15 protein-coding genes are annotated in these 17746 nt (G+C 60.8%); 7 read left to right on the forward strand and 8 right to left on the reverse strand.

Features of this window, described 5'->3' with window-relative positions; all coding sequences use genetic code 11:
• Window positions 1-99 precede the first annotated feature (99 nt).
• Window positions 100-840 (forward strand): SDR family NAD(P)-dependent oxidoreductase, encoded by a 741-nt coding sequence (locus CHEJ32_RS0107505; RefSeq protein WP_028033309.1) that lies wholly within the window; start codon window positions 100-102, stop codon window positions 838-840.
• 87 nt (window positions 841-927) lie between these two features.
• Window positions 928-1935: an asparaginase gene (locus tag CHEJ32_RS0107510; protein ID WP_028033310.1), complete on the forward strand. Its 1008-nt coding sequence runs from the start codon at window positions 928-930 to the stop codon at window positions 1933-1935.
• A 225-nt stretch (window positions 1936-2160) separates the two neighbouring features.
• On the opposite strand, the gene CHEJ32_RS0107515 is transcribed toward CHEJ32_RS0107510, so the two are convergent.
• Genes CHEJ32_RS0107515 through CHEJ32_RS0107530 form a run of 4 tightly spaced genes read right to left on the reverse strand, consistent with a single transcriptional unit; the run spans window position 2161 to window position 7228 of the window.
• Window positions 2161-2568, reverse strand: coding sequence for a GFA family protein (locus CHEJ32_RS0107515; RefSeq protein ID WP_028033311.1), 408 nt, complete (start codon window positions 2566-2568; stop codon window positions 2161-2163).
• A 55-nt stretch (window positions 2569-2623) separates the two neighbouring features.
• On the reverse strand, window positions 2624-3616 hold the full coding sequence (locus CHEJ32_RS0107520; protein ID WP_028033312.1) for a magnesium transporter CorA family protein: 993 nt from the start codon (window positions 3614-3616) through the stop codon (window positions 2624-2626).
• A 31-nt stretch (window positions 3617-3647) separates the two neighbouring features.
• Window positions 3648-5792, reverse strand: coding sequence for a methylmalonyl-CoA mutase (gene scpA / locus CHEJ32_RS0107525; protein WP_028033313.1), 2145 nt, complete (start codon window positions 5790-5792; stop codon window positions 3648-3650).
• Entirely contained in the window at window positions 5789-7228 is a 1440-nt protein-coding gene (locus tag CHEJ32_RS0107530; protein WP_028033314.1) for a methylmalonyl-CoA mutase family protein, read from the reverse strand. The genes scpA and CHEJ32_RS0107530 overlap by 4 nt, the downstream gene beginning before the upstream one ends.
• Window positions 7229-7406: 178 nt before the next feature.
• Here CHEJ32_RS0107530 and CHEJ32_RS0107535 point away from each other — a divergent pair, with 178 nt between their 5' ends.
• Window positions 7407-8942: a helicase HerA-like C-terminal domain-containing protein gene (locus tag CHEJ32_RS0107535; RefSeq protein WP_028033315.1), complete on the forward strand. Its 1536-nt coding sequence runs from the start codon at window positions 7407-7409 to the stop codon at window positions 8940-8942.
• A 126-nt stretch (window positions 8943-9068) separates the two neighbouring features.
• On the opposite strand, the gene CHEJ32_RS0107540 is transcribed toward CHEJ32_RS0107535, so the two are convergent.
• Together CHEJ32_RS0107540 and CHEJ32_RS0107545 are read right to left on the reverse strand one after the other, a co-directional pair.
• Window positions 9069-9821, reverse strand: coding sequence for a L,D-transpeptidase (locus CHEJ32_RS0107540; protein WP_028033316.1), 753 nt, complete (start codon window positions 9819-9821; stop codon window positions 9069-9071).
• 194 nt (window positions 9822-10015) lie between these two features.
• The gene (locus CHEJ32_RS0107545) at window positions 10016-10678 is read right to left on the reverse strand and encodes a haloacid dehalogenase type II (RefSeq protein ID WP_028033317.1); all 663 of its coding nucleotides are present in this window, start codon (window positions 10676-10678) and stop codon (window positions 10016-10018) included.
• Window positions 10679-10979: 301 nt separating this feature from the next.
• On the opposite strand from CHEJ32_RS0107545, the gene CHEJ32_RS0107550 reads away from it, so the two are divergent.
• A complete protein-coding gene (locus tag CHEJ32_RS0107550; protein WP_028033318.1) occupies window positions 10980-11582 on the forward strand; it encodes a superoxide dismutase in 603 nt (200 codons plus the stop codon).
• 162 nt (window positions 11583-11744) lie between these two features.
• On the opposite strand, the gene CHEJ32_RS0107555 is transcribed toward CHEJ32_RS0107550, so the two are convergent.
• Window positions 11745-13847 carry a S9 family peptidase gene (locus tag CHEJ32_RS0107555; protein ID WP_028033319.1) on the reverse strand — a complete coding sequence of 701 codons (2103 nt, stop codon included), beginning with the start codon at window positions 13845-13847 and terminating at the stop codon, window positions 11745-11747.
• A 149-nt stretch (window positions 13848-13996) separates the two neighbouring features.
• Window positions 13997-14404 (reverse strand): peptide-methionine (R)-S-oxide reductase MsrB, encoded by a 408-nt coding sequence (msrB, locus tag CHEJ32_RS0107560; RefSeq protein WP_028033320.1) that lies wholly within the window; start codon window positions 14402-14404, stop codon window positions 13997-13999.
• 207 nt (window positions 14405-14611) lie between these two features.
• Here msrB and CHEJ32_RS0107565 point away from each other — a divergent pair, with 207 nt between their 5' ends.
• Genes CHEJ32_RS0107565 through CHEJ32_RS0107575 form a run of 3 tightly spaced genes read left to right on the forward strand, consistent with a single transcriptional unit; the run spans window position 14612 to window position 17746 of the window.
• Window positions 14612-16948, forward strand: a complete 2337-nt coding sequence (locus CHEJ32_RS0107565; protein WP_028033321.1) for a putative monovalent cation/H+ antiporter subunit A — start codon at window positions 14612-14614, stop codon at window positions 16946-16948.
• Between the two features lies 1 nt (window position 16949).
• A complete protein-coding gene (locus CHEJ32_RS0107570) occupies window positions 16950-17369 on the forward strand; it encodes a Na+/H+ antiporter subunit B (RefSeq protein ID WP_028033322.1) in 420 nt (139 codons plus the stop codon).
• A complete protein-coding gene (locus CHEJ32_RS0107575) occupies window positions 17369-17746 on the forward strand; it encodes a Na+/H+ antiporter subunit C (RefSeq protein ID WP_028033323.1) in 378 nt (125 codons plus the stop codon). The genes CHEJ32_RS0107570 and CHEJ32_RS0107575 overlap by 1 nt, the downstream gene beginning before the upstream one ends.

Raw genomic sequence — 17746 nt, forward strand, 5'->3', positions numbered from 1 at the left:
GCACCCCCGCGACCACAAGCTCCCGACGTGCTATCGTTCCCCGATCGCCAAGGAGGGGAAGATGACGGCAGAGAGACGTCTCGGTGCTGGGGTGAGGAAATGATGCCGGTTGCCGTGGTCACCGGCGGAGCTGCCGGCGCGGGACTGGCGGTTGCCGAGCGGCTGCTGGATGACGGGTGGAAGGTGGCCGTCATAGACGCCGATCCGTCCGCACTTGCTGAAGCCGAAGACCTCCTACGGGGCGAAGAGGCTATCTTCCTCGCGGCGGATGTGACGGACGAGGACGAGATCGCTGAGGCTTTTGATCAGGTGGTGGATTCCTTCGGTCCCCTTTCTGCCCTGGTGAATGCCGCATGTGCCAGGCGGGAGGCGCCATTCGAGGAGATGAGCGCAGAACTTCTGCGCGAGGTTCTCGAAATCAATCTGGTCGGGCCCTTTGTCGCCGCGGAGGCGGCGTTGGAGCGAATGGAGGACGGGCTTTCGATCGTCAATCTCATCTCGGTCACCGGCTTGCGCGCCAGCAGCGGCGCTGCCGCGTTGGGCGCCTCGCAGGCGGGCCTCAAGATGATGACGGAAGCAATGGCTCTGGAGCTGGGCAGCCGGAGCGTGCGGGTGAATTGCGTCGCGATCGGCTTGATGGAGTCCTCGTCCCCTTTCATCCATGATGCCGAGCGTCAGCGCCCGTGGCTGGATCGCACGCCTCTCGGCCGTCCGGTCAGCGTGCGGGAGGTGACGGCGGCGGTTGCCTATCTTCTCTCGCCTGAGTCGGCCTCCATCACCGGCCATACCCTGGTGATCGATGGCGGCTTTTCCGCCGCCGGTCTGTTGCCCGATGAATGATCAACGGCGAGAAATCTAAAAAACGCGCTTGATCTTCAAGATCATAGTGCCTTAAGGCGCGGCACTCGGTTCTGATCTGGTGAAACGATGGATAATCCGGTGCTGGTTGAGGTGCTGCGTGGCGGCTTGGTGGAAAGCCGGCATCGTGGCGCGGTGGCTGTGGTCGATGCAGATGGCAAATCGGTCATGGAGATCGGCAATATCGAGCGGGCTACGTTCCCGCGTTCGGCCGTGAAAGCCATTCAGGCGCTGCCGCTGCTGGAGAGCGGTGCTGCGGACGCTTTTGGGTTTAGCGATCGCGAAATCGCCCTTGCCTGTGCGTCGCATTCGGGCGAACCGGACCATACGGAACTGGCGCGGCAGATGTTAGCCAAGGCCGGTCTCGACGAGAGTGCATATGAATGCGGGGCCCACTGGCCAACGGCGCACCGCGCCACCGTCGAACTCGCCCGCTCCGGAGGCTCACCTACGCAACTCCACAACAACTGTTCGGGCAAGCATGCCGGCTTCCTCTGCACGTGTGTGCATCGAGGCATCGACCATCATGGCTATGTGGCCCAAGGGCACCGAATGCAGGAGATGGTGCGCGAGGCGCTCGAATCAGTGACCGGCGCGACACACGACATCGACGTCTGCGGCACGGATGGCTGCTCGATCCCGACCTATGCCGTTCCGCTCAGGAACCTCGCCCTGGGTTTCGCGCGCATGGCAACCGGGAACGGGTTGTCGCGGGAGCGCGCGGCTGCGGCCAGGCGCATTTTCGCAGCATGCATGGCGGAGCCCTTTTACGTGGCGGGCACCGGAAGGGCCGATACGGACATGATGGAAGCGGGCAGGGGGCGCATATTCACCAAGACCGGCGCCGAAGGCGTGTTCTGCGCCGCCATTCCCGAACTGGGCTTCGGCATAGCGATCAAATGCGACGATGGTGCCACGCGGGCCTCTGAAGTGATGATCGCCGAAACGCTCGCAAAGCTTCTACCCGAAGGCGACCGGCTGCGCTCCAGCCTCGCGGCGATGGCCCGCCCCGTCCTGAAGAACTGGCGAGGGATCGAGGTTGGCGGCCTCAGACCGACGGAAGCTCTGGCCGGGTAGCGGGCTGCACAAAGGGCCGCTCTAAGAGCGCATTCTGGGCTCCACGACAGGCATAGTGCGCTCGGCCGTGGCTACAGCCACAGCTCTCGAAACCTTACCGCGAGGTCGCGGAAGAATGCCGCAGTCAGCTCTTCATCGATCTCGCCGGCGAGTGTCACCTTGTATTGATCAATGATTTTCGCGCGGCATTCAGCTGCCGTTTGAGGGCGGCCCCGGGCGAGGGCGTCAGTCGGTCTCGAACGCAGGCAGATCCTTGAGACCGTCTACCGCCCACGGGATGGAAGAGCGGCACCACATCTGACGCTTCGGCCGGATGTCCCGGCGCTGGTTGATGCTGCCCCACCGGATGCCCCAAAGTGTTTTTTCCGGATCCTCGCCACAGACGAAAACGGGGGAGCCGCATTCAGGGCAGAAATACTGCCGTCGCGTGCGCCCGCTCTCCGCCGTCTTCAGATAGACTTTGGGCGGATTGCCTGTCATCCTGATATTGTCCGGCGACGTCACCACCGTCACGCGATAAGGGGAACCTGAAAGCTTCTGGCAATCGGTGCAATGACAGACCGTGACCCGCTCCGGATCGATTTCGGCCTCATAGCTTACATAGCCGCAGTGGCAGCGCCCATCGATCTTCATTATGCCATCTTCCGGATTTGCCAAACCGAGCGGCAGGTTAGCCTATGGCGGCGGCTTAGAACCAGCCTTTTCTCCAGAAAAAATAGAGGGGCAGGATGGCCGATAGCACCATGGCGCAGAGCGCAAGGGGATAGCCCCAGGGGGCGCCGAGTTCCGGCATGAAATGGAAGTTCATGCCATAGATGGAGGCGATCAGCGTGGGTGGCATCAGGCCTACCGACGCAATGGAGAAGATCTTGATGATCGCGTTCTGCTCGACCGAGATCAGACCGACGATCGTATCGAGCAGGAAGGTGATCTTGTTCGACAGGAAATCGAGATAGTTTTCGAGCGAGCGGACGTCTCGCTCCAGCGAATCCAAGCGGCCGCGCAGTTCCTTGCGCGGTTGTCCATTCTCCAGCGTCGTCCTCAAATAGGCAAGCAGGCGGCTGATTCCGGAAAGACTTTCGCGGACTTTCGACAGGAAGGCGCCCAGCCCGCCGATACGGGTCAGTGTGCGGCGGAATTCCCGGGTGCTCATTGGCCGCTCACCGGCATGCCGGTGAAGGATGGAGTTGGACGCGCGTTCGATCTCTTCCGTGGCTCCCTCCAGGATGTCGGCTAGCCGGTCGGTGATCGTGTCGATCAGGCCCAGCAAAACCGATGCCCCGGTGCATTGGTGATCGAGCAGGCCGTTGCCGGGCTTCGTCGTACGAGCCACGAAGATCGCAAAAGCTTTCGGCTCGCTATAGCGGACGGTGACCAGCCGCTTGTTGGCGAGCACGAAGGAGACGGGGGCGATGGTGCGATGCTCGCTGTCGGTCGCGTGCAGCACAGGCGTCGTGAAGTATTGCACGCCCTCTTCCATATAGAAACGGCTCGACTCCTCGATTTCCACCATGTCCCTGTCGGTCGGGATCGAGGCGCCGATCCACTGCTCCACAGCCTTGTCCTCGTCGGCGGTGGGATTGAGCAGGTCGATCCACAATGTCTTGGGAGGTAGCTTATCGCCCGGCTTCAATTCGGCGCCTTCGAGGCGATCTCCGTCGAGGGTATAGACCTGGATCATCGTATTGCCCGGTGGAGTATTCCCCCGGAGGTTATGCGGCGGAAAGGTTGCTGATCGGTTCAAGCAATCGGTCGACCAGCCGCACGGCCGCTTCGGCGATCACGGTGCCCGGGGGGAAGATCTCGGACGCGCCTGCCTTTCGCACTGCGTCGAAATCGTCAGGTGGGATAACGCCGCCCGCCACGATAAGAATGTCGTCCCGGCCAAGACGTTCCAGCGCCTGCTTGAGTCCCGGAATAAGCGTAAGATGTCCAGCGGCGAGAGATGAGACCCCGACGACGTGAACATCCTTCTCGGCGGCGAGCTTTGCCACTTCCTCGGGCGTTTGGAACATTGCGCCGACCGTAACGTCAAAACCAAGATCGCTGAAGGCCGTTGCGATCACCTTTTGCCCGCGGTCATGGCCGTCCTGACCAATTTTCGCAATCAGGATGCGTGGCGCCCCTCCAGTCTTCTCGCGGAAGGCGGCAACCTTGTGCTCTGCCTGCGCCACAGCATTGTTTTCGCCTATCTCCTTTCGATAGACGCCTGAGATTGTGCGTATCTCGGCCACGTGACGGCCGAACACCTTCTCGAGGGCGAGGGAGATCTCGCCCACAGTGGCCTGCGCCCGCGCAGCGCGGATGGCAAAGTCAAGCAGATTGCCGCCCTGTTCGGCAGCCTTCGTCAGGTCGGCCAGCGCCGATTCGACTTTTGCGACGTCACGCGTCCCCTTGAGTTGCTGCAGTTTCGAGAGTTGGCGTGCCCGCACTTCGGCATTGTCCACCTTGAGCACATCGACCTGGATGTCTTCCTCCGGTCGGAACTGGTTGACGCCAATCACGGGTTGCTCGCCGGAATCGATGCGCGCCTGCGTGCGGGCCGCCGCCTCCTCCACGCGCAGTTTCGGTACGCCCTTCTCGATGGCCGCAGCCATACCGCCCAAGCTCTCCACCTCCTCGATATGCGACAGGGCGCGGGCGGCAAGGTCGTGAGTAAGGCGTTCGACGAAGAAGGAGCCGCCCCAGGGATCGATGGTACGGGTGGTACCAGATTCGATCTGGAGCACGAGCTGGGTATTGCGCGCGATCCGGGCAGAGTGGTCCGTCGGCAGGGCCAGCGCCTCGTCGAAGGAATTGGTATGCAGCGATTGCGTATGGCCCTGGGTGGCCGCCATCGCCTCGACCATGGTGCGCACGATATTGTTGTAGGGATCCTGTGCAGCCAAGGACCAACCGGAAGTCTGGCAATGCGTCCTGAGCGCCAATGAGCGCGGGTCTTTTGGAGAAAAATTCTTCTTCACAAGCGCAGCCCAGATGAGGCGAGCCGCCCGCATCTTCGCCACTTCCATGAAGAAATTCATGCCGATGGCCCAGAAGAACGACAATCTGGGGGCAAATTGGTCGATATCGAGGCCCGCAGCGATGCCCGAACGCGCATATTCGATGCCGTCGGCGATGGTATAGGCGAGCTCCAGATCCGCCGTCGCTCCCGCCTCCTGCATGTGATAGCCGGAGATCGAGATCGAGTTGAACTTCGGCATGTGCTGCGCCGTGTAGGCGAAGATGTCGGAGATGATCCGCATCGAGGGCTTGGGCGGGTAGATATAGGTATTGCGGACCATGAACTCCTTGAGGATGTCGTTCTGGATGGTTCCGGCGAGGTCTTTCTGGGCGACGCCCTGTTCCTCCGCCGCCACGATGTAGAGCGCCATGATCGGCAGTACGGCGCCGTTCATCGTCATGGAGACGGTCATTTGATCGAGCGGTATGCCGTCGAAGAGCTGGCGCATGTCCAGGATGGAATCGATTGCGACCCCTGCCATGCCGACATCCCCTGCGACCCGTGGGTGATCGCTGTCATAGCCGCGGTGCGTGGCAAGGTCGAAGGCAATGGAAAGGCCTTTCTGACCTGCCTGGAGATTGCGCCGGTAGAATGCATTCGACTCCTCAGCTGTCGAGAAGCCGGCATATTGGCGGATGGTCCAGGGCCGTTGGACATACATCGTGGGGTAAGGCCCGCGGATGAACGGAGCGAAGCCTGGATAGGCGTCCAGATAAGGCAGGTTCCTGATATCGGCTTCGCCATAAGCCCGGCGGATCGAAATGCCTTCGGGAGTAGCCCAACGATCCTGTGGTCGTTCCCTATCCGTCTTGGCCGGCGGCGACCAGGCCATCGCGGAAAAATCGGGGATCATGCAGGCTCTCCGAGACCCTCATCCATGCGAGATGCCGCGAGAGGAACGCAGGCGACGGCTCCATCGTTCGGGACCGGCTGACGCTCAGCCGGCAGGGTGGTGAAGGTGCGTTCCTGCCCCAGCCTGTATAGCGTGGTGCCGACTATGTTGCGGGTGCCCTTGCGGAACTCGGCAAGACGCTTTGCCCGCGCCGCAGCTACACGCCTTTGGATGTGCCCCGCCGCCAGGCTCCTGAGCACGCCACCTTCTCTCTCGATCTGGCGGAACTCCTCCCAAGCCCTTTCACAGAGGCCGTCGGTCAGCGATTCGACGGCTCCCGAGCCGGCGGCCGGATCGGCCACGAAATCAAGGCGGCTCTCACCGGCAAGGATGAGTTGCCCATTGCGGGCAAGTCGGCGTGCAAACCCGTCGGGCAACCCATGGGTGATGGTATGGGGCAGGACAGAGATGGAATCGGCGCCACCCGTGGCTGCGGCAAATGCGGCGATGGTGGTGCGCAGGATGTTCGTTTCGGGATCGCGCGCCGTCATCATACGGTAGGAGGTTTCGGCGTGGATCGTTACCGGGGCCGGGTCGATCGCACAGGCTTCCAGCATCCTCGTCCAAAGTTTCCGCAAAGCCCTGATCTTTGCGGTGGACAGGAACTGGTCCTGATCGACACTCACCGCAAAGCCGATATGCGGGACGGCGTAGACCAGCGGCTGGCGCGCCTCCTCGAACATCCTGAGGTGGGACACGGCAGAAGCGAGCATGATGCCGAGTTCCTGCGCCTCCGTCGCGCCGGCATTATGGAACACGCGGCCATCGGCTTCGAGCAGGATACCGGGCAAGGAAAGGGCGAAATAACCCGCCAGCGACTGCGGCATGGACGCCTCGAGCGCCTCGATCGACATACGAAGCCAGCCCGTTCCGGCAAAGAGCGATGCGGGATCGATGCCGAAGGAAAGGCTGAGCCGCTGGACGTCCGCCTTGTTCTTCTTCAGAACGTCCACGAGCCAGTCGACGGAAGCCCTGCTTTGGGGATGCACGTCGATTCTAAGGTGAACGTCTTGCAGGGGCAGACCGTCGAGCGCGGTTTCGAGCGCTTCCGGCGTGGCGGGCAGGCCGTAACGGAACGCATTCGGGGCGCCGGCGAAGATGATGGAAAGGCCGGTAGCGCCTTGTGCGAGATCCTCCCTGGCCTGGGCGTTGGCACGCGCGGGATCCGGATCGTCCAAGCGCTGGATCAGCTTCCATGTGGAGACGGGATCAACGCGCGTCAGAGCGGAGCCGCCGGCGGCGCGCTCGTAAAGCGGCTCGATGGGCAACTGATCGTCCGTGTGGCGGATCAGGGAAGAATAATCCGTATCCTTACCCAGCGACTTGGCGACAAGCTCGAGCCACTGCCGGCGATCGACAGACGGAAAGTCTGCATTTGTAAGGACCGACCGATCCATCGTTTCTCCTCGCATTCTAAAGGAGAGTTTAGGATGATGCGCGGCCTGCTGCAATGCACCTTTGCGTGGGAGCCGGGTAACCAATCCGAGAGACATCAAGCAAGAATGCGTTGTGGGATGAAACCGTGCTGGCTATACCGGGGAACGAGCATGCCGACTCTGCATACGAGGGAGTGAGATGGCGGATCAGGACAGCATTTTCATCGGTGCGAGCCGGCACAAGGACGACAGCTATCAGCGGCCGGAACAGCTTCTCCTTGGATATGCCAATCGGCACGGGCTCGTCACCGGAGCCACGGGCACCGGGAAAACAGTAACGCTTCAGGTCCTGGCCCAAGGCTTTTCCGATGCGGGCGTGCCTGTCTTCTGTGCCGACGTGAAGGGCGACCTCTCCGGCATCGCAATGCCCGGCGAGCAGAAGGATTTTCTTCTCAAGCGCGCCGAGGAGGTGAAGCTCGACCCCTATACCTTCGAGGGCTGCCCCGTGATCTTCTGGGACATCTTCGGCGAAAAGGGTCATCCGATCCGCGCCACGATTTCCGAAATGGGCCCCTTGCTTCTCTCCCGGCTCATGAACCTCACGGAGGCGCAGGAGGGCGTCCTCAACATCGCTTTCCGCATCGCCGACGAGGAAGGACTTCTTCTGCTGGATCTGAAGGATCTTCAGGCGCTGCTCACCAATATCGCCGAGCGGGCGGATGAAATCTCCGCGCGATACGGGAATGTCAACAAGCAGTCGGTCGGCGCGATCCAACGGTCGCTGCTCATTTTGGAGCAGCAGGGAGGCGATCATTTCTTTGGCGAGCCGGCGCTTCAAATCGCCGACCTGATGCGCACCACGCGTGACGGGCGGGGAATTGTGAGTGTGCTTGCCGCCGACAAGCTGATGATGAATCCGCGCCTCTACTCCACCTTCCTGCTTTGGCTTCTGTCGGAGCTGTTCGAGGAATTGCCGGAGGTGGGCGACCCGGACAAGCCCAAGCTCGTCTTCTTCTTTGACGAGGCCCATCTTCTCTTCGACGAGGCGCCGAAGGCGCTCGTCGATCGGGTGGAGCAGGTGGTCCGGCTCATCCGCTCGAAAGGCGTCGGCGTTTATTTCGTCACGCAAAATCCGCTCGACGTGCCCGAGACCGTGCTCGCCCAGCTCGGCAACCGTGTCCAGCACGCGCTTCGCGCCTACACGCCGCGCGAGCAGAAGGCGGTGAAAACGGCGGCCGATACCTTCCGCCCCAATCCCGAATTCGATTCTTTCGAGACGATCACGCAGCTCGGTGTCGGAGAGGCCCTGGTTTCCACCCTGGAGCAGAAGGGCATCCCCTCGGTCGTGCAGCGGACGCTGATCCGGCCGCCATCTTCGCGCATGGGACCGATCACTGATGCCGAGCGTCAGTCGGCCATTCAGGGAAGCCCGGTTGCCGGCCAGTATGACAAGGCGGTCGACCGCGAATCCGCTTTCGAGATCCTGCAGAAACGAGCGCAGGCCAAAGCGGCCGAGGCTCAGCAGGAAGAGGAGCCGCAATCGGGCGGCGGGTGGACGCTGCCCGACTTTGGCGGGAGCCGGACATCAACCGGCCGGAAAAGCTCCGGACGCAGCTCCTATCGCCGGCAGACGGTGACTGAGGCGGCGATCAAATCCGTTGTGCGCTCGGTGGGGACCGCGCTTGGCCGTGAGATCATCCGCGGGGTTCTGGGGAGCTTGACGAGAAAGCGGTGACATCCCGCGAAAGCAGCGATTTGGGCAGCGCGGCTGCCGGTAATCACCTCTCCCGCAAAGAGGAGAGGTGATGGTGCAGGAGCGGTGTGGTTACAAAACCGGCGGGACTAGGCCAGTCGGAACGGTTCAGACCGTCCTGAGGCCGTTCGTCACCAGAACCGGTGTGCCGTCGGGGACACGGTCGTAAAGATCGATCACATCCTGATTGATCATGCGCACGCAGCCGGACGAGACGGACTTGCCGATCGACCACCATTCGGGCGAGCCATGGATGCGATAGAGCGTATCCTTGCCATCCTGGTAGAGATAGAGCGCGCGTGCGCCGAGCGGGTTCATGATGCCCGGCTCCATGCCGCCGCGCCACTCGCCGGTCGCCTTGTCGTACTCGGTCTTGTATTTCTCCAGCTCCGGCTGGCGCTGGATCATCTCTGCCGGTGGATGCCATTTCGGCCACATGGCCTTGCGCTCGATCTGGGCACGGCCAGCCCAGGCGAAGCCCTCACGGCCTAGTCCCACGCCATAACGCAGGGCACGACCGCCGCCCCGCACCAGATAGAGAAAATGCTGAGAGGTATCGATGACGATGCTGCCCGGCGCCTCACCCGTGGGATCGGCAACCTCCTGCCGGAGATAGCGGGGATCCATTTTCGAGACCGGGACGGCCGGGATCTGGTAACCGCTGTCCGCCATCGCGCCATACATCTCCGATGTCGGGCGCGGCTCGAAAGCTGGCGGGGGAGGAGGAGTGGGCCTGAAGGATACGACGGGAGGCGCAGAGGGCACGTTCACGCAGCCCGAGAGGGATGCGGCGCCAACCAAAGTGGCCGTCAGAAAGCTGCGGCGGGAAAATGTGCGGGAAGATTCATCAATTGAGGACATGGCTCAGGATCTCGGGAGGGAACGCGCAAGCGATGCAGGAGGACACAAACGGTCGGCTAATACTCGGATAACCGGGGAATTCATGGGCGTGCAAATCCAACCTTGTCGTCTCGGAAGCAAGCTGGAAACTCGATTATGACGTTATTGTTCGCCGCCTATTGCAATTCTGCAACGCACTCTTGCTCACGTTTCGGTCATCGCGTCGTAAGCAAGCCCTCAAGCGAGGGCAGGATGAATTGCGGCGGATGATCGCGATATTCATCCGGCTGATCGCTTCGGTTGATCCACACGGTGCGAAACCCGAAGCGGGTGGCGCCCGCCACGTCCCAGCGGTTGGCCGACTGGAACGAGATGGCGTCGGGATAGACGCGGAGCGCCGTGGTGACCAGCTCGTAGACGCTCGGATGCGTCTTGAACTTGCGGACCATATCGGCGGAAAAGACGTCGTCCACGACCGTGCCGAGCGCGGAGGAGCGCAGCGCCGACTCGAGCATGGCAGGTGACCCATTGGAAAGGACGCAGAGCCGTGCGCCTGACGCTTTCAACGCGGACAGCACAAGCGGTACCTCGGGATAGCAGTCGAGGTGCCAATAGGCTTCGAGGAGCTTGGATTTCAGAGCGGGATCTACCGAGGGAACCTTTCGGAAGGCGAAATCGAGCGCGCGCTCCGTCATCGCCCAGAAGTCGGCATAGTCGCCCATGAGCGTGCCGACCCAGGAATATTCGAGCTGCTTGGCGCGCCAGACGTCCGAAAGGATCTGCCCTTCCGGACCGATTTCTCCCGCATATCGGCGAACGGCTGAATGCACGTCGAAAAGTGTGCCGTAAGCATCAAAGACAAAGGCTGAAAATCGCATTGGTATCCCGCATCGGCACTCTTGCTGCGCCGGCCATGCAAGAATTCCGAGAAATGCTTTCAAAAGCCTGAAGGCCGTTTCCCGGACGTTCCACATATGAATTTGGTCCGCTTGTGAACCTCGTCAAGCGGCAAGCAGGGATGAGTGGCCAAGAGGGTGATGATTGTCTAAATGGAGGGTTAAGTTCGTTCGACGCGAATCCGATCACCTGTTAAGAGATCATCAGGGAACGGTTGCCAAAACGGGCTGCCCACCCCATCTGCGGTTCGTGGATTTCAACCACTTTCTGAGGGAGACGAACATGGCCTTTGAACTGCCGGACCTGCCGTACGACTATGAGGCTCTGCAGCCTTATATGTCGAGGGAAACCCTGGAGTTCCATCACGATAAGCATCACAAAGCTTATGTGGATACCGGCAATAAGCTGGCCGCTGAAGCGGGACTCGACAATCTCTCGTTGGAGGAGATCGTCAAGCAGTCCTATGGCAAGAATCAGCCCCTCTTCAACAATGCCGGCCAGCACTTCAATCACGTTCATTTCTGGAAATGGATGAAGAAGGACGGCGGCGGCAAGAGCCTTCCGGGCGCCTTGCAGAGCGCCGTCGACAGCGATCTCGGCGGTTATGACAAATTCCGCGCCGATTTCGTGCAGGCCGGCATGACGCAGTTCGGCTCGGGCTGGGCCTGGGTTGCCTTCAAGGACGGCAAGCTCCAGATCATGAAGACGCCGAACGGGGAAAATCCGCTCGTGCATGGCGGCACCCCGATCCTGGGCGTCGATGTTTGGGAGCACTCCTATTACATCGATTATCGCAATGGCCGGCAGAAGTATCTGGAAGCCTTCGTGGACAATCTCGTGAACTGGGACTACGTCCTGGAACTCTACGAGAAGGCGCGCGGCTGAGGGCCCAATACAATCACGGAAAGACCCGGCCTCGCGCCGGGTTTTTCTTTTTGGTGGGGTAAAATATGCCAGCGTTCTGTTCGTCGCGGGCAGGGCATGGAGCCTCGGTTGACCGGGGCATTGACGCCTGAATGTTTCAAAGCCGCGGCGCTTTTCAACCGGCTACTCGGTGAAACCGACCGCCTTCAGCATGAAGGCGTAGCTCAGCGCCGTTTCTTCCAGTTGGGAAAAGCGTCCTGAAGCGCCGGCATGGCCGGCTTCCATATTCACCCGCAGCAGAACGGGATTCTCGCTCGTATTGTAATCACGCAGCCGTGCGACCCATTTCGCGGGCTCCCAGTATGTCACGCGCGGGTCCGTCAGGCCTGCGAGGGCAAGAATGGCCGGATATGGCTGAGGACGCACATTGTCGTAGGGCGAGTAGGCGGCGATCGTCTCGTAGTCCTGCTTGCTGGTTATCGGGTTTCCCCATTCCGGCCATTCTGGCGGTGTCAGGGGAAGCGTATCGTCAAGCATGGTGTTGAGCACATCGACGAAGGGCACGGCCGCAACAAGCGCACGAAAATCCTGTGGCGCCAGGTTGGCGACGGCCCCGATCAGCATGCCACCCGCCGAGCCGCCTTCGGCAACCAGTCGATCGTGGCTCGTGTAGCCGAGCGAAACGAGATGGCGGGCGCAGGCGATGAAATCGGTGAAAGTGTTGGTTTTCTTCTCGCGCTTGCCATCTTCGTACCAGGCGAAGCCCTTGTCCTTTCCGCCACGGATATGGGCGATGGCATATACGAAGCCGCGATCAACCAATGACAGGCAATTTGTACGGAACGAGGCGCTGATGGTGATGCCGTAGGCGCCGTAGCCGTTGAGAAAGCAGGGAGCCGAGCCGTCGAGTGGGAGACCGCGGCGGTGGACGAGGGAAATAGGCACCTGCTCGCCATCCGGCGCGGTCGCCATGAGCCTGCGCGTAACGTAGTCTTCCGGATTGTGGCCGGAAGGCACTTCCTGGGTCTTGAGGAGGTCGCGCTCGCGGGTGCGCATGTCGTAATCGAATTCCTGCGCCGGCGTGGTCATCGAGGAATAGGAGAAGCGGAAGACATCCGTGTCGTATTCATACGAGCCGTAGAGGCCCAGGGAGTAGGCCTCCTCCTCGAATGCGATCACATGTTCTTCTCCGGATTTGCGCTCGCGTACGACGATCCGGGGCAGGCCGTCCTTGCGTTCGAGCCTGACGAGGAAATCCTTGAAAGCAATGAAGGACATGATGAGCCGGCCGGGCTCGTGGGGAACGACTTCGCGCCAATTGGCCGGAGAAGGATCGGCCGCCGGGGCGGTCATGATCTTGAAATCCTTCGCCCCGTCCCGGTTGGTAAGGATGAAGAACTCCTCGCCCGCGGGTTCGAAATCGTAGCGGATGCCGGGCTCGCGCGGCGCAATGAGGCGAGGCTCTGCATCGGGATCGTTGGCGGGCAGGATGCGATATTCGCTCGTTTCGTGGTCGTGGATCGAGATGAAGATCCAGTCGTCCAGCCGGCTGCCGAAGACATGCATGAAGAAGCCGGGATCCGTTTCCTCATAGACAAGCCGATCTTCCCCGGAATCCTGGCCGATTGCGTGATAGAAAATCTTCGAAGGCCGGTGATTGTCGTCCAGGCGGGCGTAATAGAAGCCGCTGGAGTCGGCCGTGAACGTTCCGGAGCCATTCGTGCCCTCGACATGATCCTCCAGATCGGTTTTGGTCTCGAGGTCGCGCAGGCGCAACGTGAAATACTCCGAGCCTTTGTCGTCGATGCTCCAAAGGAGATAGCGATGGTCAGGGGAGTGGCCCACGCCGCCGATGTGGAAATATGCCGTGCCTTCAGCCTCCGCGTCGCCGTCCAGGAGTACCTCCTCGGACCCTCCTTCGCGCTCGGTGCGGAAGAAACGTGGATGCTCGCCGCCTTGCCTGTAAGCAGTTCCGTAGGCAAAAGGACCATCCTTCATCGGCACGGAACTCTCGTCTTCCTTGATGCGGCCCTTCATCTCCGCGAAGAGAAGCTGCTGCAGCTCCTTGGTGTCCGCCATCATCCCTTCCTGGTAAGCGTTCTCGGCTTCCAGATGCGCGCGGATATCCGACGCAAGCGATGAGGAATCTCTCAGCACTTCCTGCCAGTTCTCTGCCCTAAGCCAGCCATATTCGTCGGTCCGGGTGTATCCATGCCGTGTGTCGGAGGCGGGCCGCTTCTCGGCGCGCGGCGCTTCGAAGGACGGGAAAGAGCTATGGGAAGCCATGGCAAGAACTCCTGAAAGTCATAGATTAATTAGCGGCGAAACGAAATTTGGCTCGGGGGTCAACCCCGAGAAACTATGTTTTACGAGATTGAGTGTTAAACCCGGCCAGCGGTACTGCCCGCTAGCCGGGGACGAGACTGGCTTGCCGTCTACTGTTCTTCGAATTTCAAGGCGGTTCCATTCATGCAGTAACGCAGGCCCGTGGGCGCCGGTCCGTCATCGAAGAGGTGGCCCAGATGCGAATCGCAATCCGCACAGCGCACCTCCACTCGGGTCATCAAAAAGGAATTGTCCTTGTGCAGGGTGACCGCATCCGTGTCCGCCGGTGCGTAAAAGCTCGGCCATCCGGTACCGGAATCATATTTGGTTTCCGACGAGAAAAGAGGCCGGCCGCAGGCTACGCAGCGATAAAGACCTTGGCGCTTGTTATCCCAATAGGGTCCGGTAAAAGCGCGCTCCGTCCCGTGTTCGCGCGTGACATGATATTGCTCCGGCGTAAGTTCCTTGCGCCATTCTTCGTCCGATTTCTGAATTTTCGTACGCGTTTCGCCCGTCATGATCATGCTCCGTTTGCACCGTTATGTAGGTGAGGTGAAACTCTTTTTGGAGTGCGATACCAGCAGGCTATACAACCCGTGAATATCCCAACGGATTGCCGCACTCGCCTTGCCCGCGTGGAAATGAACGTCTATGTGACGACGTTGTGTTTGAGGGAATGGTAATGCATTCACCTCTTTAGGGGCATTCTGAGCAAAGAGGAACCGATGGCAGCAGAAGGGCAGTGGCTGACTTTCCTTGCTCTCATCTTGCCTTTCCTCGGTGCCGCGGTCGCTCCGCTCCTTACACGCGTTCTAAAGCACAATGCCGCTTGGGTGCTGGCGCTCATTCCCGCCTTCCTCTTTTTTCATTTCGCGGGCTTCCTGGAGCTGGTCTCGCAGGGACAGGCGGTCGCCGGCGGATACCCGTGGGTGGAGAGCCTGAACCTCGATTTTTCCTGGTATCTGGACGGCCTCTCGCTCACCTTCATTCTTCTTATTTCCGGCATCGGCATTCTGATCGTGCTCTATTCCGGCGGCTATTTGAAGGGTCATCCGCAACAGGGCCGCTTCTTCTCCTTCATTCTCATGTTCATGGGGGCGATGCAGGGATTGGTTGCTGCCGACTCCTTCCTGATGCTGTTCGTTTTCTGGGAACTGACATCGATCGCCTCCTTTCTGCTGATCGGCTTCGATCATAAGCGCGAGGCCGCGCGGCGCGCCGCGCTTCAAGCGCTCGTGGTGACAGGAGGAGGCGGGCTGGCGCTCCTGGCCGGGCTCATTCTTATCGCGCAAGTCACCGGCGTCCACTCGCTTTCCATGCTGCTTTCGACCGGGGATACGCTGAGGCAGGCGCCGCTTTATCTGGCGGTGCTGCTTTTGGTGCTTGGCGGCGCCTTCACCAAATCGGCGCAGTTTCCGCTGCATTTCTGGTTGCCGAATGCCATGGAAGCGCCCACGCCGGTTTCCGCCTATCTTCATTCAGCCACCATGGTGAAGGCAGGCGTCTACCTGCTCATGAGACTCAACCCGGTGATTGGCGGGACGCCTATCTGGGAGACCGTTCTGCCGATCTTCGGCGGGACCACGCTGATCGTCGGCACATTGCTTGCCCTGCGCCAGACGGATTTGAAACTGATGCTGGCCTATACGACGGTGGCCTCGCTCGGGCTGCTCGTCATGCTGACAGGGTTCGGCTCGGAGATCGCGATAGCCGCAGCTGTGCTCTACCTGATCGCGCACTCCATGTTCAAAGGCGCGCTGTTCATGGTCGCAGGCATCATCGACCACGAGACCGGAACGCGCGACATAACCCAGCTTGGCGGCATCGGTCGCGCAATGCCGGTCACCTTTGGCGCGGCAGTGCTTGCGGCGTTCTCGATGGGCGGTCTGCCGCCCACCTTCGGGGTCCTGGCCAAGGAAGAGATTTATGCGGGGCTTGTCGACGGCACATGGGCCGCACTTCTGACGGCGGTTGCGATCGTCGGCAATGCGCTGATGTTCACCATAGGCTTTGCAGTCGCCCTGAAACCATTCCTGGGGGATCGGGTCGAGACGCCCAGGCCTCCGCACGAAGGGCCCGCTCTCCTGTGGATCGGCCCGGCGGTGCTTTCCCTGGCCGGACTCCTGACCGCGCTGCTTTCGTCCCTCAGCCATCAATTCCTCTCAAGTCCCATGGCGAGCGCCGTGGCCGGAGAGCAGGTATCCGTGTCGATCTCTGTGGTCCCGCATTTCGGATTGCCGCTGTTTCTCTCCTTGGTCACGATCGCGCTTGGGTTGGTCTTTTATCTCGCGATCGGCAGAGGGCGTAACGTGATGGCAGCGGTGCTCACGGCGATCGGCTGGGGACCCGATAGGGGCTTCGACCAGCTCTACCGCGGCGTCGTTCGGATCGCGGCCATCGTCACGGGCATTATCCAGAACGGTCGCCTCGACTTTTACATGACGGCGACATTTCTTGCATTGGCGGTCGCACTGCTCGTGCCGATGATCGGCTTCAACGAACTGCCTGCCATGCCGACCTTCGCTTCTCTCTATTTTTACGAATGGACGGTGCTCGCCATTGCCTTTATCGGCCTCGGCGCGGTGATCTATGCGCGAAACCGCCTTACGGCGATCGTTTCCCTGGGCATCCAGGGTTTCGCCGTGGCGCTTCTTTTCATGTTGCTCGGCGCGCCGGATCTCTCCTTCACCCAGTTCATGGTCGAAACACTGTCGGTCGTGATCCTTGCACTCGTAATGACTAGACTGCGGCTTTCGCCTGCGGACCACCGGCCGCTCGGTCAGAAGATGCTCGACTGCTCCGTTGCGGTTCTCTGCGGCGTTGCACTGGGGCTGCTTCTCCTGCGGGTCAGCCAAGTGCCCTTCGACGCAGCGCTTAGCGATTTCTTCGCCGCAAATTCGCGGGTGATCGCCCATGGCCGCAATATCGTGAACGTCATCATCGTGGATTTCCGCGGGCTCGATACTTTGGGCGAGATCACGGTGGTCATGGTGACGGGGCTTGCCATTCTGGCGCTCGTGCGCATACGCGCCGGCAAGCCTGCGGCCAATAAGGACGCTTGAGATGCGTACGCTGATCTTTCGGACCACCGCTCCCTATCTCGCAAGCCTGATGGTGCTTTTCTCCATCTTTGTGCTGTTGCGTGGGCACAACGAGCCGGGCGGTGGCTTCATCGGGGGGCTAATCGCTGCTTCCGCCTTCGCGATCTATGGCATCGCCTGCGGCGTTCCATCCGTGCGGCGGGCGCTTTACTTCCATCCGATGGCGATTTCCGGCTTCGGTCTGCTGCTCTCGGCGAGTTCCGGTATCCTCTCCCTGTTCCAGCAGGTTCCGTTCCTCACCGGCATCTGGACGACGGTCGACGTACTGGGAGTTCCGGTGGATCTCTCCACGGTCATGGCATTCGACATCGGCGTCTACCTTGTGGTGGTCGGATCGATCACCTCGATCGCGCTGACGCTCGAGGAAAGGGAGGATGTCTGATGGAGGCCATTCTCGCGGTGACGGTTGGGATCTTCTTCGCCGTCTCGATTTATCTGATGCTCTCGAAGCATATCATACGCATCCTGCTGGGTGTGGCCATCTTCGGCAATGCCGTGAACCTCACGATCTTCACGACCGGCCGGGTCGTGCGCGAAGTTCCTCCCATCATCCCGGAAGGGGTGACGGTACCGCCCGGAATCACCGCCAACCCGCTGCCGCAGGCGCTGATCCTGACCGCAATCGTGATTTCCTTTTCCTTCTTCGCCTTCCTGCTCGTTCTTGCTTTTCGCACCTATCAAGAACTCGGCACGGATGACACGGACGGCATGCGTGTCGCCGAGCCCAAAGGCGAAGAACTCCCACCATTGGGGTACTGA

It is taken from the genome of Chelativorans sp. J32 (assembly GCF_000518985.1).
GTDB lineage: Bacteria > Pseudomonadota > Alphaproteobacteria > Rhizobiales > Rhizobiaceae > Chelativorans.

Coding starts and splice junctions, on each gene's coding strand:
- CHEJ32_RS0107505 (WP_028033309.1), top strand. CDS start 100: ATGATGCCGGTTGCCGTGGTCACCGGCGGAGCTGCCGGCGCGGGACTG.
- CHEJ32_RS0107510 (WP_028033310.1), top strand. CDS start 928: ATGGATAATCCGGTGCTGGTTGAGGTGCTGCGTGGCGGCTTGGTGGAA.
- CHEJ32_RS0107515 (WP_028033311.1), bottom strand. CDS start 2,568: ATGAAGATCGATGGGCGCTGCCACTGCGGCTATGTAAGCTATGAGGCC.
- CHEJ32_RS0107520 (WP_028033312.1), bottom strand. CDS start 3,616: ATGATCCAGGTCTATACCCTCGACGGAGATCGCCTCGAAGGCGCCGAA.
- scpA (WP_028033313.1), bottom strand. CDS start 5,792: ATGATCCCCGATTTTTCCGCGATGGCCTGGTCGCCGCCGGCCAAGACG.
- CHEJ32_RS0107530 (WP_028033314.1), bottom strand. CDS start 7,228: ATGGATCGGTCGGTCCTTACAAATGCAGACTTTCCGTCTGTCGATCGC.
- CHEJ32_RS0107535 (WP_028033315.1), top strand. CDS start 7,407: ATGGCGGATCAGGACAGCATTTTCATCGGTGCGAGCCGGCACAAGGAC.
- CHEJ32_RS0107540 (WP_028033316.1), bottom strand. CDS start 9,821: ATGTCCTCAATTGATGAATCTTCCCGCACATTTTCCCGCCGCAGCTTT.
- CHEJ32_RS0107545 (WP_028033317.1), bottom strand. CDS start 10,678: ATGCGATTTTCAGCCTTTGTCTTTGATGCTTACGGCACACTTTTCGAC.
- CHEJ32_RS0107550 (WP_028033318.1), top strand. CDS start 10,980: ATGGCCTTTGAACTGCCGGACCTGCCGTACGACTATGAGGCTCTGCAG.
- CHEJ32_RS0107555 (WP_028033319.1), bottom strand. CDS start 13,847: ATGGCTTCCCATAGCTCTTTCCCGTCCTTCGAAGCGCCGCGCGCCGAG.
- msrB (WP_028033320.1), bottom strand. CDS start 14,404: ATGACGGGCGAAACGCGTACGAAAATTCAGAAATCGGACGAAGAATGG.
- CHEJ32_RS0107565 (WP_028033321.1), top strand. CDS start 14,612: ATGGCAGCAGAAGGGCAGTGGCTGACTTTCCTTGCTCTCATCTTGCCT.
- CHEJ32_RS0107570 (WP_028033322.1), top strand. CDS start 16,950: ATGCGTACGCTGATCTTTCGGACCACCGCTCCCTATCTCGCAAGCCTG.
- CHEJ32_RS0107575 (WP_028033323.1), top strand. CDS start 17,369: ATGGAGGCCATTCTCGCGGTGACGGTTGGGATCTTCTTCGCCGTCTCG.